Here is a 23,150-nt window from a genome sequence, read left to right on the forward strand (position 1 = left end):
GAATCATGAATACACGTTCACCCAACACGCCTTATTGGCTCAGGAACGGCCATGCCGACACCCTGTTTGCCAAGCTGCTGCAAGGCAAGGCGCCCGACTACCGCCGCGAGCTTCTGCCTGACAGTACCGGCAAAACCCAAGTTGCCTACGATTTTGTTGACAGCGCCGACCCTGATGCGCCGCTGGTGGTTTTGTTCCACGGACTGGAAGGCAGCAGCGAAAGCCATTACGCGGTCGAGCTGATGAAAGCCGTACAGCAGCGCGGTTGGAACGGCGTGGTTGCCCATTTCCGCAGTTGCGGCGGCATAGAAAACACTGCGCCAGTGTTCTACCACCTCGGCGATACGCCCGAAATCGCCTTTATGCTCAACACGCTGGCACAACGCTATTCAACCATCTACGCCGTCGGCGTTTCTTTGGGGGGCAATGCCTTGGCCAAATATTTGGGCGAGCAGGGCAGCAATGCTGTTCCGCGTGCTTCTGCCGTCGTTTCCGCGCCGGTTGATGCCATGGCGGCCGGTACGCGTTTTGATCAGGGCATGACACGACTGATTTACACGCGCTATTTTTTAAATTCGCTGTTGCCGAAAGCCCAAGCGATTCCCCGGTTTCAGACGGCCTTAAGCCAGCAAAACTGCAAAACGCTTGGCGATTTTGACGACCGCTTTACCGCGCCGTTACACGGTTTTGCCGACCGTCATGATTACTACCGCCGCAATTCCTGCAAACCGTTCCTGAAAGGCGTGGATACGCCGTTGCTGTTGCTTAATGCCGTCAACGACCCTTTCCTGCCGCCAGAAGCCCTGCCGACCGGGCGGGACGTGTCTTCGTCCGTTACGCTGCTGCAACCGGCATACGGCGGGCATGTCGGCTTTGTCAGCCGCGATCAAGGTCGTCTAAATCTGCAATGGCTGCCGCAAACCGTGTTGGACTATTTCAAACAGTATCAGCCGTAAATGAAAAAGAGCATGTATGCAGACATGCCCTTAGTGTGTAGAAAGTAAAAAGGCCGTCTGAAAACGAATTTCAGACGGCCTTTTGAATGGCTTGATTATTTGCCTTTGTTGTCGGCTTTGGCTTCTTTTTTCAGAGAAGCGTACAACTCAGGGTCGCGGTTTTTCAGCAAGGACGCAACGGCCAAGTCGTCACGGTTTACTTTAGCCAAATCTACGCGCTCGATGTGTACCAAACGCAGCAATTCGCGTACAGGTTTAGGCATATTGCGGCCGGATTCGTAACGGGAACCACCGGATTGAGTCACACCAATGCGGCTCCAGAAGTCCATTTGGTTCAGGCCGAGTTTTTTACGGATATCGCGGATGTTTTCAATTTTTTCGAACGATTTCATGAATCTTCCTTATTGTGGTATTTGTTGCATGCCTCTAGGCATAAAAATGGGTCTGCAAGAATGCCGGCATCCCTTTCCTGTAGGCTTTTGGGGTGATATGTGGGCGTATTGCAAATGACTGATCTAGATAATTAGACAGTATATTCGAAAGAAGTTTTCCGCTGTCTGCCATAATTTGTGTAAATATTTCTTAATTCATTATTTCGGTAAATTTTCATTATATAAATCATTAAATTATGCGTTTATCTTAAATATGGCGTAAGCAAATTTTTACATAATTAAACAATTCAATTTGGGTAAAAACTTAATTTCGAGTTTTTATTCGGTTTTATAGGTTGAGAATGCGAATAAATTTCAGGCCGTCTGAATCTATGTTTTCAGACGGCCTGAAGGTTTTTTCAAGGTTAAGGCTTACCGCTGGCAGGGCTGATGGTGAGAATTTCGTAGCCGGTTTCGGTAACCAAAACTTCGTGTTCCCACTGGGCGGAGAGTGAGCGGTCTTTAGTGACCACTGTCCAACCGTCGTTCAGGATGCGCAGGTGGCGTTTGCCTTGGTTGATCATCGGCTCGATGGTGAAAATCATGCCCGGTTTGAGGACGAGGCCCTGACCTTTGCGGCCGTAATGGACCACTTGCGGCGCTTCGTGGAAACCGCGGCCGATGCCGTGGCCGCAGAATTCTTGCACTACGGAGTAGCCGGCATTTTCGGCAACCTGTTGGCAGGCATAGCCGACGTCGCCGAGGGTGGCACCGGGTTTGACCGCTTCGATACCCGCCATCATGGAGGCGTGGGTCACGTCGATCAGGCGCTGGGCAATCGGTGAGACTTTGCCGACGGTAAACATGCGGCTGGAGTCGCCGTGGAAGCCGTCTTTTTTGATGGTCAGGTCGATGTTGACGATGTCGCCTTCTTTCAGCGGCTTGTCATCGGGAATGCCGTGGCAGATGACGTGGTTGACGGAGGTGCAGCAGGATTTCGGATAGGGCGGGTTGCCGTAGTTGAGGGGGGCAGGATAACCGCCTTGAACGTTGACGTGGTAGTCGTAAACGAGTTTGTCGATTTCGTTGGTGGTTACGCCGGGTTTGACGAATTGGCCGATGTAATCGAGTGCTTCGGCAACCAAGCGGCCGAGTTCGCGCATTTTTTCGATTTCTTCGGGGGTTTTGATGATGACTTTGTCCATGAGGTTTCCTTCTTGTTTCAGACGGCATGGAGGCCGTCTGAACGGGACGGGTGTGCCGTCTGTTTAAAACAGGTTGTCGAGATTGTCTTTATTGCGCGGTTTGGCTTGTGGTTTGGCCTCAGGCTCGGCTTTGGGAGTAGGTTTGGACTCGGGGGCTTTGGCTTTTTCCGGTTTGTTTTCTACTGCTTGTGCGGCAGGTTTGTTGCTTGCTGCTTTGTTTGCTACCGGCTGGTTGTCTGCTTGAGGTGTGTTTTGAGCGGCAGAACTGCTGTTGTCGGATTGTGTGTTTTCTGATTTGTCGGCTTCAGCGCGTTTGTTTTCTGTGCGTTTGCCGCGGTGTGCGGCAGGACGGTCGTTTTTTGCACCTTCTTCGGCGTTGTCGCTTTTTTCGTTTTGTGGGACGACAGGATTGCCGGAGGCGGTTTTTGCGTCGCCGTCTTTGGTAGGCTGAACGGTTTCAGGTTCGACAGTGCCGTTGGGGCGCCAAACTTCAATGCGTGTGTCGGTTTGTTCGGCAGGGCTTTTTTCGGGTACGTCGGTTTTACCGGAGTTTAGGGTGCTGAATACGCCGGCGACGAGGGCTGCGACGGCAATAAAGCTGACAAGGAATAAAGCGCGGATTAGGTGTTTGGGCTTAAGTTGGAAAGGGGTTTTATTATTCTTGGACATGATGGGTCGGGTAATCGTTGGAGGAATGGCCGTCTGAATATTCAGACGGCCCCGGGTTGCCTGTGAATCAGTTGGCAACGTAGTTTTGATAGAGGGTCACGACTTTTTGTACGCCGACGGTCGTGCTGACTTTTTGGGTCACGCGGGCTTGTTCGTCAGGCGTGAGGATGCCCATCACATAGGTCACGTTGCCGTAAGTCACGATTTTGACGCGTGCTTGGGTGGCCGGGCTGAGGCCCAACAGGGTGGCGCGGACTTTGGATGTACCCCAAGTGTCGTTGGTCACATCGCCGAGCGAACGCGCTTGTGAGGCAACGGTGATGTAGTTGTACACGCCTTCTGCGGCTTGTTCGGAACGGGCAATGCGTTCAACAAATTGTTTTTCGCCTTCGGTGGCCACTTGGCCGAGCAGGAGCAGGTGGCGGTTGTAGCCGACAACGTTCAGTTTGGGCTTGTAGCCTTCGACTTGGTTGTTTTGGCGCAGGTAGGAGCGTGCGGTGGTTTCGACGCGCAGGGCCATAACGTTGTCGTCGGTTTGCGCGCCTGTGGTGCGGCGGTCGACGGCGGATTTGGTGCCGACGGCTGCACCGCCGATCAGTGCGCCGACGCAGCCGCTCAGACTCAGGCTCAAGAGGGTCGCTGTCAGAACGGGGAGGGCGTAGCGTTTGATGTTCTTCATATCCTTTTCCTTGGGTATGGACGGGTGGGCGTTCAGACGGCCTTTAAGGGATGGGCTGTCTGAAAAGAAAGGGTTACATGCCTTCAAGCAGGACGGAGTCGATGCAGTCGCACATGGCGTGAATCAGCAAAATATGGTTTTCCTGAATGCGGGCAGTACGCGGATAAGGGACGTTGAGCAAAACGTCGGTATCTTTGAGCATGGAGGCGATTTTTCCGCCGTCGCGGCCGGTCATGGCAATGACGTGCATGTCGCGTTCGTGTGCCGCTTTGATGGCTTCAATGATGTTGGCGGAATTGCCGGAGGTGGAGATGCCGACCAATACGTCGCCGGCACGTCCGAGCGCTCGCACTTGTTTGCTGAATACATGGTCGAAACCGTAGTCGTTGCCGATGGCGGTTAGGGCGGAAGTGTCCGTCGTCAGCGCGACAGCGGCCAATTCCATGCGCTCTTTTTCAAAACGGCCGGTCATTTCGGCGGCGAAGTGCTGCGCGTCGGCAGCCGAACCGCCGTTGCCGCAGGCCAGGATTTTGCCGTCGTTCATCAGGCATTGCAGCATCAGCTCGGCGGCCTGTGCGGTCGGCTCGACCAGTACTTTTTCAGCTTCCTGCTTGGCGCGGATGCTCTCGGCAAAATGTGCGGAAACGCGTTCTTGTAATGTTGTCATGAGGTTAACCTGTAATATTTTGAATCCATTCGGGTTGACCGTCGCCTTCAATCAGTACCGCGTCTAGGCGGCAGGGCGCATGGTTTAACCCGTGCTTTTGCAGATAATACTCTACACTTCGTTGCAATTTCAATAATTTGGACGGTGAGATGCTGTATGCGGCACCGCCGAAACCTCGGTTTTTGCGGTATTTTACTTCAACAAACACAATCGTACCGCCGTTTTTGACGATTAAATCGATTTCGCCGTAGGCGCAATGCCAGTTACGAGCCAGCAGCGAGCAGCCTTTGGCCTGTAGGAACGCCAGCGCCGCATCTTCGGCCGCCGCCCCCTGTTTGTGGTTTAAGCGCATGAAAAGTTTACCCGTTATATAATCATTGTTTTTAAAGAGACGCCGTTTCAGACGGCCTTGAATCTATGTACACAAAACACCTGCAAAAAGCCGTCGACAGCATCGAAAAACAGACATTATACGTTGTCGCCACACCCATCGGCAATTTAGCCGACATAACGCTGCGCGCGCTGGCCGTTCTGCAAAAGGCCGACATTATCTGCGCCGAGGACACCCGTGTTACTGCCCAGCTTTTGAGTGCGTACGGCATTCAGGGCAAACTGGTGAGTGTGCGCGAACACAACGAGCAGCAAATGGCCGATAAAATTATCGCTCATCTTTCAGACGGCTTGAGCGTTGCCCAAGTTTCGGATGCGGGCACGCCTGCGGTTTGTGATCCAGGTGCGAAACTTGCCGCCCGCGTGCGCGAAGCCGGATTTAAAGTGGTGCCTGTGGTCGGCGCAAGCGCGGTCATGGGGGCGTTGAGCGTGGCCGGGGTGACGGAATCCGATTTTTACTTCAACGGTTTCCTGCCGCCTAAGGCTGGCGAGCGCCAAAAGCTGCTGGCCAAATGGGCAGAAGCCGATTTTCCGATTGTGATGTTTGAAACGCCGCACCGTATCGAAGCAAGCCTTGCGGATATGGTCGCGCAGTTCCCCGAACGCCGTTTGACTTTGGCGCGCGAAATCACCAAAACATTTGAAACCTTCCTCAGCGGTACGGTTGCCGAAATCCAAGCCGCCCTTAAAAACGACAGCAACCAAACGCGTGGCGAGATGGTGCTGGTGTTGCACCCTGCCGTGAAAGAGAAACACAGCGATTTGCCTGAAGCGGCGCAAAATACCATGAAAATCCTTGCGGCCGAGTTGCCGACCAAACAAGCCGCCGAGCTTGCCGCTAAGATTACCGGCGAGAATAAAAAGGCGCTGTATGATTTGGCTTTGGAATGGAAAAAGCAGGGATAATGGCTGATTGGCAAACCGTATATCAAAGGCCGTCTGAACAATAGATTTCAGACGGCCTTTTTTGATTGGATTTTAGAGGGTTTTAAATTGACCCAATAGGTTCAAGACGCTTTGGTGTTTGCGTTTCAGACGGCCTCAATGTTTGGCAAACCTGCTTCAACGCTGCCATGCGCTGCGCAAATATTCGATGCTGTCGGTCAGGGCGTAAAACGGGGCGTTGCCGTGATTGGCGTTGGGGTAGAGGGTGAAGCGGACATCTGCGCCGAGGTGGTGTAAAGTGCCGGCAAGGATTTTGGCTTGTGCAACCATGCCGCGGCTGGTTTGGTCGGGGCGGTTGTTTCTGCCTTCATGTTCGCCTGCGCTGAGGCGGATGCCGATTCTTTGTGGCAATGTGTCGGGCAGCCAATCGAGTACGCGGCGGTCTTGCCACCAGATAGACGGCGAAACCAGCAAATAATGGCGGAATCGTTCGGGGCGGGTGAACAGGGAATAGAGGCCGTACAAGGCGCCGAACGAATGGCCGAAGACGGCTTGGTTTTGGGTATCGATGCGGTATTTGCTGTTGAGCAGGGCGGAGAGTTCATCATCGATAAAGCGGCTGAAGCGGTCGGCTTGACCGTATTGTTTGCGTTCGGATTCGGGCGCGTTGTCGGGCAGCGGCGGTGTGTAGTCGAGGGCGCGTTGGCTTAAGTCGCGGATGGTGCCGCCGGTGTAGCCGATGCCGATAATCAGGCAGGCGGCATGGCTTTTGGTGATGGGGTTGATGAGCAGGGATTGCGCCATATTGAGGATGGCGGGGAAAAAGGCATCCCCGTCAAGAATATACAGCACGGGATAGCCGCCTGCCGGACGCTCGCCGAGTGCCGCGGCTTGAATGCGGTAGGTGCGGCCGGTGTGGACGGAAGTAAGGTTGGTTTCTTCGGCTTGCAGCAGGGTGGCGGCTTGCCAGTTGGGACGGATGGACATGATGGGGTGCTTTAATCAATGGGTTACTTAAGGAGAAAAGGCCGTCTGAACAATGGATTTCAGACGGCCTTATTGTACGGATTTCTGCCTTTTTAACAATACGCGCGATTAGCGTACGTCAACGTAGGAGCTGCTGTGCAGTTCGCGCAGGAGGTTGGTGGTCGCCTGTTGCGCTTTTTGTTGGGACAGGTATTGGCGGACGGCGTTTTGTTGACGCTCTTCAGGCGTACCTGCTTCGCGGACGTCGTTCAGCTTGATGATGTGCCAGCCGAATTGGGTGCGGACAGGGGCGCTGATTTGGCCTGGTTTAAGTTTGTGGACGGCTTCTTCAAACGGGGCAACCATCATGCCGTCGGCAAACCAGCCCAAATCGCCGCCATTGCCGGCGCTGCTGTCTTGCGAGTATTGGCGTGCCAAACCACCGAAATCTGCGCCGCTGCGGGCTTGTGAGTAGATTTTGCGGATGGTGCTTTCTGCGCCGACGGCGGCATTGTCGTTGTCGGCTTTAATGAGGATGTGTTGGGCATGGTATTGGCGCACAGGGTCTGCTTCAGGCAGGGTCACGCCTTGTTGTTTGGCCTGCTCGATGTAGCGTGCTACTTCAGAGTCGCTCACACGGCTGTTTTGCATGATGGCTTGTTGGCGCACTTTTTCAACAATAATGCTGTCGGCGATGTCTTGACGGACGGCGGCAGACGGATTTTTGATGTTGGGGTTGTGCGCGATAACGGCTTCGATTTCGCTATCGGTTGCTTGGATATTACGGCGTTTGCCTGCTTGGAGGATCAGGGATTGGTTGATCATTTGTGCCAAAACCTGTTGGCGCAGCTCGTTGGCGTCCATTTGTGTGCCTTTCGGCATGGTTTGACGCGCTTGTGCCACGGCTTGTGCTACTTGGCGGTGGGTAATGACTTCGTTGTCGACAACCGCGGCAATGCCGTCTGAAAGATGTACGCCGCTTTGTACGGCAGGCATGGTGGTGGCGCTGACGGCAGCTGCTTTGGCTGTGCGCGCTTTGCCTGCTTTGGCTTTAGGGGCGGCGTGTGCGCCTACTGCGAGAGTGAGTGCGGCGACGAGAATCAGGGGTTTGAAGTTCATTGTTTGACTACCTCGTTGGTTTTGCTGTAACCGGGGATGGCTAAGCGGAGTTTTTCGAATGGGTTGTTGCCGATATTGCTCAAGTCTTTGAGTTGTAGGTTGAAGAATACGGCGTTTTTGTGGCTGTTTTCGCCGGTAACATAGCGTTGGCCGACCAAGCTTGCGCTCCAGCAGCCGCAGTTGCTTTTGTATTCTGCACCGATGAGCATTTCCAGCGGTTTTTTGGCTTCGATTTCGTAGTTGTAACGGGCAACGGCGTACAGGTTTTTACGGATGGGCCATTGCGCCGCCAAATCGACTTGGCGGATTTTGTCGTAGAAATAGTTGCCGTCGGATTGCAGGTAAATGCGTTCGTTGCGACCGTATTTGTAACGCGCGCTCAATACTTTGCCCGGCTCGGGATTGTAGCGGATGGTCGCGGCGTAGCTTTCGGCGCGGCTTTCGTTTTGGTTGTAGTGGACATCGAAGCCGGCATGGATGCTGTTGCTCAGTTTGCCGTGTGCAAAGCCGACCCAGTCGGATTGACTGCGTTCATAACGGCCAACGCTGCCGTCCAACAATACCTTGTCGTTTTTGAAATAAAACTTCTGTCCGATACCGGCGCGGAACAGCTCGGCACCGTTGTTCGGATTAAAGAAGCGGGTTTGCACGGCGGCGGTCAGGCTATTGGCGGAATTGATGCGGTCGTTGCCGACGTACAGGTTTTCACGGAAAAGCTGGTTGTAAGAGAAGCTGTTTTCCGAGGTGTCGAAATTGGGCAGGTCGTTTTGGGACTTGGTCGGGATGTAGTTGTAGAACAGGCGCGGTTCGAGGGTTTGCAGATAGGCGTTGCCGAACAAATTGGCGTTGCGCTCGAAGGTCATGCCGGTATCGACGTTGAATATCGGCAATACGCGGCTGACGCGGCGGCCGGATTGGTTGCCGAACGAGCCTAAGTCGTAATAAGTCGCGTGTACGCCGATTTTCGGACGGATATAGCCCCATTGGTTGTTGAAATCCCAACGGATGCTGGGATACAGCACGGTACGGCTGCCGTCTTGTTTGCTGTCGTGGACGAAGCGGGTGAACTGGCTGAATACATTGATATTCGCCTTGCCCATGGTTTTCTGCCAACGTCCGGTCAGGCGCGGCATGATGGCGTAGGGTTCGTCTTTGTAACCGTCTTGGTTGGCAAGGGTTTGGTATTTCTGTACGTTCAGCGCGCCGTCAAAAGAGCCGCCCCAGATATTGTCGCCGTAGTTCAGCCACAGTTGGCGGTTGAGGTTGACGTTGCTGGCGATGTCCTCGCGTCCGTAGAAATCGCGGTAGTAATTGTCGTCTGAAACCTGATTGAAGCTGATGCCGCCGCTGAGTTTGTCGGTCAGTTGGTGATTGTGGTCAAACTTGATTTGATAGCGGTTGTTTTCGTGGCGTTTTTTATCGTGCGGCATCCAATCGCCGTCGATGATGCCGTTAAATTTCGGCTCGAGATAGCGAACCTGTCCGCCAAGCTGCACGCCGCGCGAGCTGATAATGCCCGGGCGGATGGTGGCATCCAAATTCGGTGCAAGGTTGAAGTAGTAGGGCAGGCTCAGCTCAAGGCCGTCTGAACCGGTGGCAATGGTCGGAACGAGCAGGCCGCTTTTGCGGTTGCCGTTGATGGGGAAGTCCGCCCAAGGCGTGTAGAGGACGGGGACGCCGCCGAATACCAGCGAAGCGTGTTTGGCCACGCCAATACCTGTCGACTCATCGGCTTCAATGCTTTGCGCTTGGATATACCAGCTGGCATCGCCGGGCGAACAGGTGTTGAATTTGGTATTGATGAGCTTGTAGAGGCCTTTGCCTTTGAGTTCGGCTTTTTCGCTGACACTTTGAAGGCGGCGGCCGCCTTGTTCGGTATTGAGGCGCACGGCGGTGCCGGAACCGGTTTGGTCTTTGAGGTTGTAAACCAATTGATCGCCGGATACGGTCGAACCGTTTTGATACAGGGTAAAGCGGTCGCCGGCGGTAACGGTATCGGTGGCTTGGTCGTATTGCGCCCAATCGGCATTGAGAACATCGGCATTGCGCTCAACAATGACATCGCCTTCGGCACGGACGCCGACTTGGGTCTGGCCTTCTATTTTATCGGCGTTGACGCGGGTGTAATCGGCAGGCAGGGCAGGCTCGCCGCTGCGTTTGATTTCGGCGGTTTCGGCCGGCTTGGCATCTTCGTGGTTGCAAAACAGGCAAGTGCTGCCCAAAGAAAGCGGATCAGCTTCGCTTTGGCTGGTTTGTGCCGGTTTGGATGCGGTGGTGTGGGCAGGGGTATAGTCTTCCGCCTGCGGAACAGAAGCATCTTCCGCGCGCACGGCTGTTGCGCCAAAGCCCATAATTAAGGCGAGTACCAAGGGTTTGAGTGAAAATAAACGAGCCAAAATCGCCCCTTAAATCGGTTTGCCAGTTAGAATAGCGGTTATTGTAACCTGAAATTCTGCGATACCGCTATGCAACGACAAACCGAATTACAAAACTGGCTGGAGTCTGTTTACCCGAACCAGCCGTTCGAATTGAGCTTTGCGGCAGCCGATGCCGACTTCCGCCGCTATTTCCGCGCGACGTTTTCAGACAGCCAGACCGTTATCTGTATGGACGCGCCTCCTGAGAAGATGAGTGTTGCGCCTTATTTGAAAGTGCAAAAACTGTTTAACATGGTCAATGTGCCGCAAGTGCTTCATGTGGATGAAGCGTTGGGCTTTATGGTGCTGAACGATTTGGGCAATACCACATTCCTGACCGCCATGAATCAGGAAAACAGCGAAACCGCCCACAAAGCACTGCTGCTCGAAGCCATCGACGAACTGATCGAACTGCAAAAAGCCAGCCAGCCCGGCAAACTGCCGGAATACGACCGCGAAGTCATGCTGCGTGAGATTAATTTATTCCCCGAATGGTTTGTGGCCAAAGAATTGGGTCGCGAGCTGACCTTCAAGCAACGCCAGTTGTGGCAGCAAACCGTCGATACACTGTTGCCGCCCTTATTGGAGCAACCTAAAGTTTATGTCCACCGCGACTTTATCGTCCGCAATCTGATGCTGGCAAAAGGCCGCCCGGGCGTGTTGGACTTCCAAGACGCGCTTTACGGCCCAATTTCCTATGATTTGGTGTCGCTGTTGCGCGATGCGTTTATCGAATGGGAAGAAGAATTTGTATTGGACTTGGTCATCCGTTACTGGGAAAAAGCACGCGCTGCTCAGCTGCCTGTGCCTGCCGAGTTTGACGAGTTCTACCGCTGGTTTGAATGGATGGGTGTACAACGCCATTTGAAAGTGGCCGGTATTTTTGCCCGCCTGTACTACCGCGACGGCAAAGACAAATACCGCCCTGAAATTCCGCGCTTCTTGAACTACTTGCGCCGCGTATCGCGCCGTTACAACGATTTGGCGCCGCTTTATGCGTTGCTGGTCGAATTGGTCGGCGATGACGAATTGGAAACAGGCTATACCTTCTAAGCTTGGTTTTTTAAGATTTGATTCCACTTTTCAGACGGCCTGATCAACAAAAGGCCGTCTGAAACCTTTACAGAACACATAAACATGACTTACATGATTTACCCCAAAACCTACGACGTGATTGTCGTCGGTGGCGGCCATGCCGGTACCGAAGCCGCGCTTGCCGCCGCACGCATGGGTGCGCAAACCCTGCTGCTTTCACACAACATCGAAACCCTCGGCCAAATGTCGTGCAACCCCTCTATCGGCGGTATCGGCAAAGGCCACCTCGTACGCGAACTTGATGCATTGGGCGGCGCAATGGCGCTAGCCACCGACAAATCCGGCATCCAGTTCCGCCGATTGAACGCCAGCAAAGGTGCGGCAGTGCGAGCTACGCGCGCACAGGCAGACCGTATCCTATATAAAGCCGCCATCCGTGAGATGTTGGAAAACCAAGAAAACCTCGACCTTTTCCAACAAGCCGTTGAAGACGTAACGCTTGATGGCGAACGCATCAGCGGCGTGGTTACCGCGATGGGCGTGGAGTTTAAAGCACTCGCCGTCGTGTTGACCGCCGGCACGTTTTTGTCCGGCAAAATCCATATCGGTTTGGAAAACTACGAAGGCGGCCGCGCCGGCGATCCTGCCGCCAAATCCTTGGGCAGCCGTTTGCGCGAATTGAACCTGCCGCAAGGCCGTCTGAAAACCGGCACGCCGCCGCGCATCGACGGACGCACGATTGATTTTTCCCAACTGACCGAACAGCCCGGCGACACACCCGTTCCCATAATGTCCGTACGCGGCAGCGCCGATATGCACCCGCGCCAAGTGTCCTGCTGGATTACGCATACCAACACGCAAACCCACAACATCATCCGCTCAGGCTTCGACCGCAGCCCCATGTTCACCGGCAAAATCGAAGGCGTCGGCCCGCGCTACTGCCCGTCTATCGAAGACAAAATCAACCGCTTCGCCGACAAAGACAGCCACCAGATTTTCCTCGAACCCGAAGGCCTGACCACACACGAATACTATCCAAACGGTATTTCCACCAGCCTGCCGTTCGACATCCAAATCGCCCTCGTCCGCAGCATGAAAGGCCTCGAAAACGCCCATATCCTGCGCCCCGGCTACGCCATCGAATACGACTACTTCGACCCGCGCAACCTCAAAGCCAGCCTCGAAACCAAAACCATCCAAGGCCTCTTCTTCGCCGGACAAATCAACGGCACGACCGGCTACGAAGAAGCCGCAGCGCAAGGCCTGCTCGCAGGCGCGAACGCCGTACAATACGTCCGCGAACAAGACCCGCTCCTGCTGCGCCGCGAACAAGCCTATCTCGGCGTATTGGTGGACGACCTCATCACCAAAGGCGTGAACGAACCCTACCGCATGTTCACCAGCCGCGCCGAATACCGCCTGCAACTCAGGGAAGACAACGCCGACATGCGCCTGACCGAAGACGGCTACAAAATCGGCTTGGTGGGTGAAGAACAATGGCGCATGTTCAACGAAAAACGCGAAGCCATCGAACGCGAAATCCAACGTTTGAAAACAACGTGGTACATGCCGCAAAAACTCGCCGAAGAAGAGCAGCTGCGCGTATTCGGCCAAAAACTCAGCCGCGAAGCCAACCTGCACGACCTCCTGCGCCGCCCGAACCTCGACTATGCCGCGCTGATGACCCTGCCCGATGCACAACCTGAAACCGCACTTGCCGACAGTGTGGTCGAGCAAGTCGAAATCCAAGTCAAATACCAAGGCTATATCGACCGCCAAAACGAAGAAATCGACAGCCGCCGCGACATCGAAACCTTAAAGCTGCCCGACGACATCGATTACAGCAAAGTCAAAGGCTTGTCGGCAGAAGTGCAGCAAAAGCTTAACCAGCACAAACCCGAAACCGTCGGCCAAGCCAGCCGCATTTCCGGCGTCACGCCTGCCGCCGTCGCATTGTTGATGGTGCATTTAAAACGTGGGTTTAAAGATGCCAAGTAAGGTTTAATTTGAATAAAGGCCGTCTGAAACTTTCAGACGGCCTTTTTGATATTTAAAAGAACAAAAACATAAAAACTCATGACAGGGTAAAATGCGTTACACAAAACCTATGACAGACAAAGGGATAATATGGAAACTCAAGCTTTAGAAAAAACTTTTGCCACACACGACGAATTTAACCGTAAGCCGATAGCCGAAAACATCATCAGGCTACTTACCTCAGATATCGACCTTTCCCCTATGGTCATCGACGGCGGCTGGGGAACGGGCAAAACTGAATTTTGCCAAAAGCTAATTCGGCTCATAGAGCAGCAACAACTCAATTATCAGCCTGTCTATATCGATGCCTTCCGCTCTGACCATAGCGGAGAGCCTTTGCTGGCATTGCTTGCCGAAATCATTAAAGCCTGTACGCCTGAAGATACCGACGGACAGCCGTCTGAAAAACGCAAAAATATCACAAGAAATTTCTCCAAAGTGGCAAAATTTGGAATAAAAACAGCACTTAATGCAGGATTTCGTTATTTGTTCAAACAAGGAATGGACGAGTTGGTAGACGAATTTCGTCAGGATGGAAGTAATGAACAAGAAGTAAAAAATGCAGCAGAAACCGTAACCGATGTTGCTGCCAAAATTACTGACTACACTATCGATGAAACCGTCGAAGCTCTATTGAAAGAGCAAATCGAAGCAGAAAAAAATCTGGAAACGCTCAAAGACTACCTGAAAGGATTGGCAGCGAACAAACCGATTATCCTGTTTATCGATGAACTCGACCGCTGCCGCCCTGATTACGCCGTCGATATGCTGGAAGTTATCAAACACGTTTTTGATGTCGAAAATGTCAAAGTCGTGCTGGTTACGAATACCAAGCAACTGCGTGCGGCGATTAATCATCGGTACGGCGCAGAGGTGGATGCGCAGAAATATTTAGATAAGTTTTTGAAGTATAGCTTTGCCTTGCCGGATAAGGTTGTGGATCGGTACGAGGAAGGGCGTGCTTTGGTTACAGTTGAATATTTCAAAAAGTTGATACAGGGCAGCCGTATGCATGGTGAGCTACGAGATTTAATTGAAAAACGAGAAGTCCTGAATTTTATTAGTGACATGGTAGAGAGGAGTAATTTATCACTTAGGGAGACGGAGCGATTAGTCCGATTTTTAGAGATATACCATTCTTTAAGTGGTGGACTAGGTAACTTCAGCTGGCAATATCTCTTGCTGCGCATTACAGGTGTATTTATCTTCTGCTTTTATCCGAATTTAATTGACAATATTAATAAAAATCGAACTAATGCTAGAGAATTTGCTCAATTGTTTAATCTTCAATCTTGGCCAAATATGCCAGATTATCCTTCTGATGTTAAAGAAGTGGATGTGATTGCTGTGATGCTAATTTTAAATAGTAAAATCGAAGATCCTCGCTTTATGTTGCAGGGATCTTCTGAACAGAATTCCTATTGGTATTGGCAAGCTAGGATAGAGGAGCGTTTTAGAAAGGGAACAATGGATTTGGTCTTATCAAACCTGAAAGAAACTTTCCGGGTGCTCAGTCTTGAGCAAATGCCACAATAAAATTAAAGGCCGTCTGAAACCCTAAAATTAGGTTTCAGACGGCCTTTAATCATTTTAATAAACCGATAATTGTCCTATTGAGGCTGTCTGAATTTCAATACACCAAGCTCGGAGACAAAGCCGTTTAGGGGGATGTCGTGGGGTTCGGTCGGCAAGGTGTCGGTCAGTTGGCAGCCGAAGCCTACGCCCAGGGTTTGGGTTTGCAGGCGGTATTTCGTGGCGGAGAGGGTGGCGTCGTAATAGCCGCCGGCTTGTCCGAGGCGGTAGCCGCGTTTGTCGATGCCGACGATGGGGACCAGCAGCAGGCTGAGTTGGTGGACACGGATTTTTTTGCCGGTGAATTGGGGGACATGCAATTTGGCGCGGCCGCGTTTGCGTTCTTGTTTGGCGCCGTCGGCAGGGTAGGGGGTAAACCACATCCGCCGCGTGTTCGGTTCGATATAGGGCAGGTAGAGTTTTGCGCCGCGTTTTTGTGCGGCACGGACAAAGCCGTCCAATCGCAATTCCTTGCCCATCGGCCAATACACGCCGATTTTCCGTCCTTTTTTGATGTAGGGCTTGAGCAGGCGGTTGATGGTTTCGGTGGCGGCGTTCCGCTCGTCGGCGCTCATTTGGGCGCGTGCGCGGCGGAACTGTTTGCGTAGTGCCGATTTTTCGGGATTCCTCATTTTCAGACGGCCTTTCGGGATTGCGGTAGAATGTTGCGATTATAACGATTTTGTTAACATTCAAACAGGACGCACACGATGTGGCACATTGTCGCCATCGGCTATCTTTTTGTTGCCGTGATGTTTTCCGCCGCGCAGCCGAGTATTGCGCGCGCGTTGATTTATTTGGTTTTTTGGGCAGTGTTGCCCACTGTGTTTACGGTCTTTGTCGTGACCATCCGCCGCCGCAACCGCCTGATGAAACGGCAGGAGCAGGCGGAGTTTGAAGCGGCCCACCAAAAGGCGGTACAGGCGGATGAAAAACAGGACGGGAAGGTATAAAATCCCTTTTCAGACGGCCTCTTATCCGCTATAATCCGTCAGTTTTCCATTTCGGAAACACGCTTTTATTTTTTTTAAACTTATGCCCACTTTCGCCGAAGGGTGCTTGACAATAGGCGCCGCCTATCAAGTTCTATGCGATTGAATGTGTGCTCTTTAACCCTTTCAAGGAAATAACATGTCTCAAATTACTATGCGTCAGATGATTGAAGCCGGTGTTCACTTCGGTCACCAAACCCGTTTCTGGAACCCGAAAATGGCTCAGTACATTTTCGGTGCGCGCAACAAAATCCATATCGTAAACTTGGAAAAAACCCTGCCGATGTTCCAAGAGGCGCAAGAAGCCGTACGCCGTCTGGTTGCCAACAAAGGTACAGTATTGTTCGTAGGTACCAAACGCCAAGCCCGCGACATCATCCGCGAAGAAGCTACCCGTGCCGGTATGCCTTTCGTTGATCACCGTTGGTTGGGCGGTATGCTGACCAACTACAAAACCGTTAAGCAATCCATCAAACGCCTGGAAGAAAAAACTGCTGCCCTGGAAAACGCTGCTGAAGGCGGTTTCAACAAAAAAGAAATTCTGGAAATGCAACGCGACGTTGAAAAACTGGAACGTTCTTTGGGCGGTATCAAAAACATGAAAGGCCTGCCTGACGCGATTTTCGTTATCGATACCGGCTACCAAAAAGGTACTCTGGTTGAGGCTGAAAAACTGGGCATCCCTGTTATCGCCGTAGTCGATACCAACAACAGCCCTGATGGCGTGAAATACGTTATCCCTGGTAACGATGACTCCGCCAAAGCCATCCGCCTGTACTGCCGCGGCATCGCCGACGCAGTTTTGGAAGGCAAAAACCAAGCGCTGCAAGAAACTGTAGCCGCTGCCCAAGAAGCTGCTGCCGAGTAATTCGGTACACGGAAGAGGGGCGTTATGCCCCTTTTCTCAAATCCCGTTCTGAAATCCGTTTCAGACGGCCACTATTTCCAAACACGGCAATGGCCGTGTTCCCAAAAATCTAGGAGATTCAAAATGGCAGAAATTACTGCAAAAATGGTTGCCGACCTGCGCGCCGCTACCGGCCTGGGCATGATGGAATGCAAAAAAGCCTTGGTTGAAGCTGAAGGCAACTTCGATAAAGCCGAAGAAATCCTGCGTATTAAATCCGGTGCGAAAGCCGGTAAACTGGCCGGCCGTACCGCTGCCGAAGGCGTATTGGCTTACGCGATCAACGGCAATGTCGGCGCATTGGTTGAAGTAAACTGCGAAACCGACTTCGTTGCTAAAGACGCCGGCTTCGTAGAATTTGCCAACTTCGTTGCGAAAACTGCTGCCGAGAAAAAACCGGCTTCTGTTGAAGAGCTGAGCGAACTGGTTGAAGCAGAACGCAAAGCCATCATCGCTAAATTGGGCGAGAATATGTCTGTTCGCCGCTTCCAAGTGATCGACACTGCCAACCAACTGGTTGCCTACATCCACGGTGCTTTGGCTACTGAAGGCGTATTGGTTGAGTACAAAGGCTCTGAAGACGTAGCACGCAAAATCGGTATGCACATCGTTGCCGCTAAACCACAATGCGTAAGCGAAGCCGAAGTAGATGCTGAAACCGTTGAAAAAGAACGCCACATCTACACCGAACAAGCTATCGCTTCCGGCAAACCTGCTGACATCGCCGCTAAAATGGTTGAAGGCCGTATCCGCAAATTCTTGGCTGAAATCACTCTGAACGGCCAAGCATTCGTGATGAACCCTGACCAAACTGTTGCCCAATTCGCTAAAGAAAACGGCACTGAAGTGATCAGCTTCGTACGCTACAAAGTAGGCGACGGTATCGAGAAAGCCGTTGTTGACTACGCAGCCGAAGTTGCCGCCGCTGCTAAAGTGTAAGGCACTTATGAAAAAGAAAGCACCTAGATTCCAAACGAATCAGGGTGCTTTTTTTTGAGAAAACCGTTTACGGTACCTATTTTAAGACGGCCGAATATAAAGGCCGTCTGAAAACAAAACAATAATAGAACGACACACCATATCATTGTAATCCGACCGTTTGAAATTCAGACGGCCCAACTCCGACCGACGACATTCAAGAAAGCAAGGTATCCCATGACACAGCAAATCAAATACAAACGCGTATTACTGAAACTCTCCGGCGAATCCCTGATGGGCTCTGATCCATTCGGCATCAATCACGATACCATCGTTCAAACTGTCGGCGAAATTGCCGAAATCGTGAGAATGGGCGTGCAAGTCGGTATCGTTGTCGGCGGCGGTAACATTTTCCGCGGCGTATCTGCACAAGCAGGCAGCATGGACCGCGCCACTGCCGACTACATGGGCATGATGGCAACCGTGATGAACGCCTTGGCGCTCAAAGACGCATTTGAAACCTTGGGCATCAAAGCGCGTGTTCAATCCGCACTGTCTATGCAGCAAATCGCTGAAACTTACGCCCGTCCTAAAGCCATTCAATATTTGGAAGAAGGCAAAGTCGTGATTTTCGCCGCCGGTACCGGTAATCCATTCTTTACGACCGACACTGCCGCCGCATTGCGCGGTGCGGAAATGAACTGCGACGTGATGCTCAAAGCCACCAACGTCGACGGCGTGTACACCGCAGACCCGAAAAAAGATCCATCTGCAACACGCTACGAAACCATTACTTTTGACGAAGCATTGTTGAAAAACCTCAAAGTGATGGATGCCACCGCCTTCGCCCTCTGCCGCGAACGCAAGCTCAATATCGTGGTCTTCGGCATTGCTAAAGAAGGCTCGCTCAAACGCGTGGTAACCGGCGAAAACGAAGGTACGCTGGTTCACTGCTAATCATTGAAAGGCCGTCTGAAACAGCCGAACGGGATACATTCGGCTTTCAGACGGCCTTTTATTTTCAGTCGGTTGCGTGGGCATTGGCTCATGGTTTGAAAAGGTTGAGAACTTGCTTGACCATAATGCCCAACCGACAATTCGATAACAAAGGATACCCCATGAATATCACCGTCTTGGCTGTCGGCACGAAAATGCCGCGTTGGGTCGATGAGGCCGTCGGCGAGTACGCCAAACGCTTCGGGCGCGATGTCAATTATGCGCTGAAAGAAATCAAGCCGGAAAAACGCGGCGCGGGTGTGAATGCGGCTCAGGGCATGGCGGCTGAAGAAAAACGCCTGCTGGAAGCCATACCGCAGGGCGCGTTTTTGGTGGTATTGGACGAGCGCGGCAAAGCGCCGACTTCGGTCGAATTGGCGCAACATTTGAAAAGCTGGCAGCAAAACGGCGAACACGTCTGTTTTATTATCGGCGGTGCAGACGGCATGACCGACCGTTTGAAACAGCAGGCAAACATGATGATGCGCCTTTCCAGCCTGACCCTGCCGCACGGCATGGTGCGCGTTTTGCTGACCGAGCAGCTTTATCGCGCCGTTTCGATTTTGCACAACCATCCGTATCATCGGGAATAATCCGTTTTGATTGCCGTGATAAGACGGCAATGCCGCCTTGTCGGTTTGAAAGAAAATAGGGCAGGTCGGCTAAAAGCGAGGTTGAACCCGTTTTTCAGACGGCCTGATTTTTCCGCATGAATCCTTTATAATCGTTTCTTTGATAAATCAACATCTTTCGGGAGAACCCAAATGTCCGATTTCCGTCAAGACTTCCTCAAATTCGCTTTGGCACAAAACGTGTTGAAATTCGGCGAATTTACGACTAAGGCCGGCCGTCAGTCGCCTTATTTTTTCAATGCCGGTTTGTTCAATGACGGCGTATCGACTTTGCAGCTGGCGAAATTTTACGCCGAAGCCATTATTGCCAGCGGCGTGAAGTTCGATATGCTGTTCGGCCCAGCCTATAAAGGCATTATTTTGGCGGCGGCAACAGCGATGATGTTGGCGGAAAAAGGCGTAAATGTACCGTTTGCCTACAACCGCAAAGAAGCCAAAGACCACGGCGAGGGCGGTGTGTTGGTGGGCGCGCCTTTGAAAGGCCGCGTGCTGATTATCGATGATGTGATTTCCGCCGGTACATCCGTGCGCGAGTCGGTCAAACTGATTGAGGCCGAAGGCGCAACGCCTGCCGCAGTGGCCATTGCGCTCGACCGTATGGAAAAAGGCACGGGCGAATTGTCGGCGGTGCAGGAAGTCGAAAAACAATACGGCCTGCCGGTGGTTTCGATTGCCAACCTGAACGACTTGTTCACGCTCTTGCAAAACAATGCCGAATTTGGCGGCTTCTTCGAGCCGGTCAAAGCCTATCGCGAACGTTACGGCGCGGTTTAAACCATAACATCATGCTCAGGTCGTCTGAAAACTGTTTCAGACGGCCTGAAACATTAGCTAAAATATATTTTTGATTCAATACACTTACGGAAATACTCATGCCTGCTTGTTCTTGTCCTCATTGTAAAACGCCGCATTGGGTGAAAGATGCCCAGTTGAACGTAGCACAGGGTTTCGTGGTCTGCACGCGTTGTTCGGGGATGTTTAAGGCCAAGGATTATCTGTCGGGCAACCTGCCGGCCGATCCGGCCCATCTGCCTGTGGCGGTAACGGATGTGCGCCTCGTGCATAACATCGGCGCGCAAATCCTCAAACATTCCAAACTCTCGCGCAAAGAAATTTCCGATTTGCTCAACAGCGCGCTTAAGGAAGAGCCTAAGGCGGAAGAGCAGGCGGCGGTCAAAACGCGCAAGGACGGTTTCAACTGGACGTTGGCATCGCTGATTGCGCTGACGGTTTTGATTATGCAACTCTTTTATCTTGCCCTGCTATGAGTACCATCGCCCATTTTGTCGCCAGCTTCCGTGAAGCCGCGCCCTATATCCAATATTTGCGCGGAAAAACCATGGTGGTCGGCGTGACCGACAGCCTGTTGGAAGGCGAAACCTTGATTCGTTTGGCCGCAGATTTGAATCTGTTGGCCAGCTTGGGCTTGCGTTTGGTCTTGGTGCACGGTTCGCGGCATTTGCTCGACAAATTGGCTTCGGGTCGGGATTTTGTTCCGAAATACAGCGGCAGCCGACGAATTACCGATGAAGCAACTTTGATGGAAGTGAAGCAGGTAGCGGGGATTATCCGCAGCGATGTCGAAGCCGCCTTGTTCAGCAGCGTATCCGCACCGCAACGGAGCAAGCCGCCGGTTATCGCGTGCGGCAACTTTATTACCGCCCGTCCGTTGGGCGTTATCGACGGTGTGGACATGGGCTATACCGGTACCGTCCGCAAAATCGATGCAGAAGAAATCCGTTTGCGCTTAGATGGCGGCGCGGTGGTGCTTATCAGCCCTTTGGGACATTCGTACAGCGGCAAAACCTTCAATCTGAGCATGTGCGAAACCGCGCAGGAAGTGGCAATGGCTTTGCAGGCGGAGAAACTGGTTTTCTTGACCGAAGAAGCCGGTATCCGCCGTGCTGACGGTTCGTTGGCCAATACTTTGTCTGTCGGCGAAGTGCAGGAATTGATACACGACAATCCCGATGCGCCGGCCGATTTACTGCATGCGGCGGTAGGTGCGTTGGAAAACGGCGTATCGCGGGTGCAGATTCTCAACGGCCGTGAAGACGGCAGCCTGTTGCGCGAGCTGTTTACCCGCGAGGGCAGCGGTACATCTATTGCGCGTGAGCCGTTTGTTTCCATCCGTCAGGCACGCAGCGACGATATTCCGCACATCATCGCCTTAATCCGCCCTCTGGCGGAACAAGGCATCTTGTTACACCGTAGCCGCGAGTATTTGGAAAACCATATTTCCAGCTTTTCCGTATTGGAACACGATCAAAACATTTACGGCTGCGTGGCGCTGAAAACCTTTGCCGAACCGGACTGCGGCGAATTGGCCTGTCTGGTGGTGTCGCCCGAAGCGCGCGATGGTGGCTACGGCGAACTGCTGTTGGAACATCTGTTTCAAAAAGCGCGCGCCTTGAATATCAAAACGCTCTTCGCCTTATCCACGCACACGGGCGAATGGTTTGTCGAACGGGGCTTTCAGACGGCCTCGGCCGATGACCTGCCTGCCGAACGTCGGCAGGAATACAATGCCAACGGCCGCAATTCCAAAGTATTTGTTTATGACTTGCAGGCCGTCTGAAAAACTTCAATCTTATTATCCGTTTTTAAAAATTACTCAAATCTTATGTTGAAAATCATCTCTGCCAACGTCAACGGTATCCGCTCCGCCTATAAAAAAGGTTTTTATGAATACATCGCCGCTTCCGGTGCCGACATCGTCTGCGTGCAGGAACTGAAAGCTCAAGAGGCCGACCTGTCAGACGATATGAAAAATCCGCACGGTATGCACGGCTACTGGCATTGCGCCGAAAAGCGCGGTTACAGCGGCGTGGCGGTGTACAGCAAACGCAAGCCCGACAATGTGCAAATCGGCATGGGCATTGAAGAATTTGACAGGGAAGGCCGTTTTGTCCGTTGCGATTTCGGCAAGTTGTCGGTAATTTCCCTGTATCTGCCCAGTGGCAGCAGCGCGGAAGAGCGCCAACAAGTGAAATACCGCTTTTTGGACGCGTTCTATCCCATGCTCGAAGCCATGAAAAACGAAGGGCGCGATATCGTCGTCTGCGGCGACTGGAATATTGCCCACCAAAACATCGACTTGAAAAACTGGAAGGGCAATCAGAAAAATTCGGGCTTTTTGCCTGAAGAGCGCGAATGGATAGGCAAAGTCATCCACAAACTCGGTTGGACGGATATGTGGCGCACACTTTATCCCGATGTACCGGGCTATACCTGGTGGAGCAACCGCGGACAAGCGTATGCGAAAGATGTCGGGTGGCGCATCGATTATCAGATGGTTACGCCGGAGCTGGCCGCCAAAGCCGTTTCCGCACATGTTTATAAAGATGAAAAATTCTCGGATCACGCCCCTTTAGTTGTGGAGTATGACTATGTTGCCGAATAAGTTTTTTGGTAAGTACGACTGGAATATAAACAGTAAAACTGGCGTAGGTGCGGTTTGGGTTGTGGCGGCATTTGTGCTGCCTATGCTGGTGTGGGCAATATTTATGCTGGCGCGGATGTCCGGCTGGGTTGCGCCGACCAAGGCCAATCCGACTTGGGCGTTGGTGTGGCTGCTGTTTTCATTGCCTTGCCTGCTGATTGCGGCCAAATGCTTTGCTTGGAAGGGCTGGCGGCTGATTGCCAACATCGTACTGTGTCTGGCGACTTGTGCCATTCTCAGCGTGCCAGCCGCCTTGTTGATCGCATTTACACTCAACGACTTACTCAAATAGGCC

At 52.5% G+C, this 23,150-nt stretch carries 25 protein-coding genes; 15 read left to right on the forward strand and 10 right to left on the reverse strand.

The genetic code is table 11. The features are described 5' to 3' along the window. Window positions 1-5: 5 nt before the first annotated feature. Complete coding sequence (locus O3661_RS08595) at window positions 6-956, forward strand: YheT family hydrolase (RefSeq protein ID WP_371493078.1); 951 nt, start codon at window positions 6-8, stop codon at window positions 954-956. A gap of 95 nt (window positions 957-1,051) precedes the next feature. Here O3661_RS08595 and O3661_RS08600 read toward each other — a convergent pair whose 3' ends face one another. From O3661_RS08600 to O3661_RS08625, 6 genes are all read right to left on the reverse strand, one after another. After that, on the reverse strand, window positions 1,052-1,348 hold the full coding sequence (locus O3661_RS08600) for a DNA-binding transcriptional regulator (protein ID WP_003680641.1): 297 nt from the start codon (window positions 1,346-1,348) through the stop codon (window positions 1,052-1,054). Between the two features lie 404 nt (window positions 1,349-1,752). Continuing rightward, window positions 1,753-2,532 carry a type I methionyl aminopeptidase gene (map, locus tag O3661_RS08605; RefSeq protein WP_049336852.1) on the reverse strand — a complete coding sequence of 260 codons (780 nt, stop codon included), beginning with the start codon at window positions 2,530-2,532 and terminating at the stop codon, window positions 1,753-1,755. A 63-nt stretch (window positions 2,533-2,595) separates the two neighbouring features. Continuing rightward, window positions 2,596-3,201, reverse strand: a complete 606-nt coding sequence (locus O3661_RS08610) for a hypothetical protein (protein ID WP_371493079.1) — start codon at window positions 3,199-3,201, stop codon at window positions 2,596-2,598. A 67-nt stretch (window positions 3,202-3,268) separates the two neighbouring features. Next, window positions 3,269-3,880 (reverse strand): BON domain-containing protein, encoded by a 612-nt coding sequence (locus tag O3661_RS08615; RefSeq protein WP_049330858.1) that lies wholly within the window; start codon window positions 3,878-3,880, stop codon window positions 3,269-3,271. A 73-nt stretch (window positions 3,881-3,953) separates the two neighbouring features. Then, window positions 3,954-4,547, reverse strand: a complete 594-nt coding sequence (locus O3661_RS08620) for a phosphoheptose isomerase (RefSeq protein ID WP_371493080.1) — start codon at window positions 4,545-4,547, stop codon at window positions 3,954-3,956. Between the two features lie 4 nt (window positions 4,548-4,551). After that, window positions 4,552-4,899, reverse strand: coding sequence for a YraN family protein (locus O3661_RS08625; protein ID WP_070695194.1), 348 nt, complete (start codon window positions 4,897-4,899; stop codon window positions 4,552-4,554). 65 nt (window positions 4,900-4,964) lie between these two features. On the opposite strand from O3661_RS08625, the gene rsmI reads away from it, so the two are divergent. After that, window positions 4,965-5,843 carry a 16S rRNA (cytidine(1402)-2'-O)-methyltransferase gene (gene rsmI / locus O3661_RS08630; protein WP_003680648.1) on the forward strand — a complete coding sequence of 293 codons (879 nt, stop codon included), beginning with the start codon at window positions 4,965-4,967 and terminating at the stop codon, window positions 5,841-5,843. Window positions 5,844-5,999: 156 nt separating this feature from the next. Here the strand turns inward: rsmI and O3661_RS08635 are convergent, their stop codons facing one another. From O3661_RS08635 to O3661_RS08645, 3 genes are all read right to left on the reverse strand, one after another. After that, on the reverse strand, window positions 6,000-6,809 hold the full coding sequence (locus O3661_RS08635; RefSeq protein WP_371493081.1) for an alpha/beta hydrolase: 810 nt from the start codon (window positions 6,807-6,809) through the stop codon (window positions 6,000-6,002). Between the two features lie 108 nt (window positions 6,810-6,917). Further along, window positions 6,918-7,907 carry a peptidylprolyl isomerase gene (locus tag O3661_RS08640; RefSeq protein ID WP_371493082.1) on the reverse strand — a complete coding sequence of 330 codons (990 nt, stop codon included), beginning with the start codon at window positions 7,905-7,907 and terminating at the stop codon, window positions 6,918-6,920. Then, complete coding sequence (locus tag O3661_RS08645) at window positions 7,904-10,303, reverse strand: LPS-assembly protein LptD (RefSeq protein ID WP_371493083.1); 2,400 nt, start codon at window positions 10,301-10,303, stop codon at window positions 7,904-7,906. The genes O3661_RS08640 and O3661_RS08645 overlap by 4 nt, the downstream gene beginning before the upstream one ends. Window positions 10,304-10,372: 69 nt before the next feature. Between O3661_RS08645 and amgK the strand changes: the two genes are divergently transcribed. From amgK to O3661_RS08660, 3 genes are all read left to right on the forward strand, one after another. Then, window positions 10,373-11,377, forward strand: coding sequence for an N-acetylmuramate/N-acetylglucosamine kinase AmgK (amgK, locus tag O3661_RS08650; RefSeq protein ID WP_371493084.1), 1,005 nt, complete (start codon window positions 10,373-10,375; stop codon window positions 11,375-11,377). An 84-nt stretch (window positions 11,378-11,461) separates the two neighbouring features. Then, window positions 11,462-13,357 (forward strand): tRNA uridine-5-carboxymethylaminomethyl(34) synthesis enzyme MnmG, encoded by a 1,896-nt coding sequence (gene mnmG / locus O3661_RS08655; RefSeq protein WP_371493085.1) that lies wholly within the window; start codon window positions 11,462-11,464, stop codon window positions 13,355-13,357. A 129-nt stretch (window positions 13,358-13,486) separates the two neighbouring features. Then, window positions 13,487-14,932: a P-loop NTPase fold protein gene (locus O3661_RS08660; RefSeq protein WP_371493087.1), complete on the forward strand. Its 1,446-nt coding sequence runs from the start codon at window positions 13,487-13,489 to the stop codon at window positions 14,930-14,932. Window positions 14,933-15,006: 74 nt separating this feature from the next. On the opposite strand, the gene O3661_RS08665 is transcribed toward O3661_RS08660, so the two are convergent. Next, window positions 15,007-15,600: a 5-formyltetrahydrofolate cyclo-ligase gene (locus O3661_RS08665; RefSeq protein ID WP_371493089.1), complete on the reverse strand. Its 594-nt coding sequence runs from the start codon at window positions 15,598-15,600 to the stop codon at window positions 15,007-15,009. Window positions 15,601-15,678: 78 nt separating this feature from the next. Here O3661_RS08665 and O3661_RS08670 point away from each other — a divergent pair, with 78 nt between their 5' ends. From O3661_RS08670 to O3661_RS08715, 10 genes are all read left to right on the forward strand, one after another. Next, on the forward strand, window positions 15,679-15,921 hold the full coding sequence (locus tag O3661_RS08670; protein ID WP_070838799.1) for a hypothetical protein: 243 nt from the start codon (window positions 15,679-15,681) through the stop codon (window positions 15,919-15,921). A 178-nt stretch (window positions 15,922-16,099) separates the two neighbouring features. Further along, entirely contained in the window at window positions 16,100-16,828 is a 729-nt protein-coding gene (rpsB, locus tag O3661_RS08675; RefSeq protein WP_002258397.1) for a 30S ribosomal protein S2, read from the forward strand. A gap of 123 nt (window positions 16,829-16,951) precedes the next feature. Then, window positions 16,952-17,806: a translation elongation factor Ts gene (gene tsf, locus O3661_RS08680; RefSeq protein ID WP_002223203.1), complete on the forward strand. Its 855-nt coding sequence runs from the start codon at window positions 16,952-16,954 to the stop codon at window positions 17,804-17,806. 216 nt (window positions 17,807-18,022) lie between these two features. Continuing rightward, entirely contained in the window at window positions 18,023-18,742 is a 720-nt protein-coding gene (pyrH, locus tag O3661_RS08685) for a UMP kinase (RefSeq protein WP_003708812.1), read from the forward strand. Between the two features lie 161 nt (window positions 18,743-18,903). Next, the gene (gene rlmH / locus O3661_RS08690; protein WP_036493712.1) at window positions 18,904-19,374 is read left to right on the forward strand and encodes a 23S rRNA (pseudouridine(1915)-N(3))-methyltransferase RlmH; all 471 of its coding nucleotides are present in this window, start codon (window positions 18,904-18,906) and stop codon (window positions 19,372-19,374) included. Window positions 19,375-19,545: 171 nt separating this feature from the next. Next, the gene (gene pyrE / locus O3661_RS08695; protein ID WP_371493091.1) at window positions 19,546-20,187 is read left to right on the forward strand and encodes an orotate phosphoribosyltransferase; all 642 of its coding nucleotides are present in this window, start codon (window positions 19,546-19,548) and stop codon (window positions 20,185-20,187) included. Window positions 20,188-20,285: 98 nt separating this feature from the next. After that, window positions 20,286-20,681: an MJ0042-type zinc finger domain-containing protein gene (locus tag O3661_RS08700; RefSeq protein ID WP_039862294.1), complete on the forward strand. Its 396-nt coding sequence runs from the start codon at window positions 20,286-20,288 to the stop codon at window positions 20,679-20,681. Further along, entirely contained in the window at window positions 20,678-21,991 is a 1,314-nt protein-coding gene (gene argA / locus O3661_RS08705; protein WP_371493092.1) for an amino-acid N-acetyltransferase, read from the forward strand. The genes O3661_RS08700 and argA overlap by 4 nt, the downstream gene beginning before the upstream one ends. A gap of 45 nt (window positions 21,992-22,036) precedes the next feature. Further along, window positions 22,037-22,816 carry an exodeoxyribonuclease III gene (locus O3661_RS08710; protein ID WP_003684015.1) on the forward strand — a complete coding sequence of 260 codons (780 nt, stop codon included), beginning with the start codon at window positions 22,037-22,039 and terminating at the stop codon, window positions 22,814-22,816. Continuing rightward, window positions 22,803-23,147: a hypothetical protein gene (locus O3661_RS08715; RefSeq protein ID WP_003749424.1), complete on the forward strand. Its 345-nt coding sequence runs from the start codon at window positions 22,803-22,805 to the stop codon at window positions 23,145-23,147. Before O3661_RS08710 ends, O3661_RS08715 begins: the two co-directional genes overlap by 14 nt. Window positions 23,148-23,150 lie beyond the last annotated feature (3 nt).

The sequence above is a fragment of the Neisseria sp. 20925_1_37 genome (genome assembly GCF_041433255.1).
GTDB lineage: Bacteria > Pseudomonadota > Gammaproteobacteria > Burkholderiales > Neisseriaceae > Neisseria > Neisseria flavescens_D.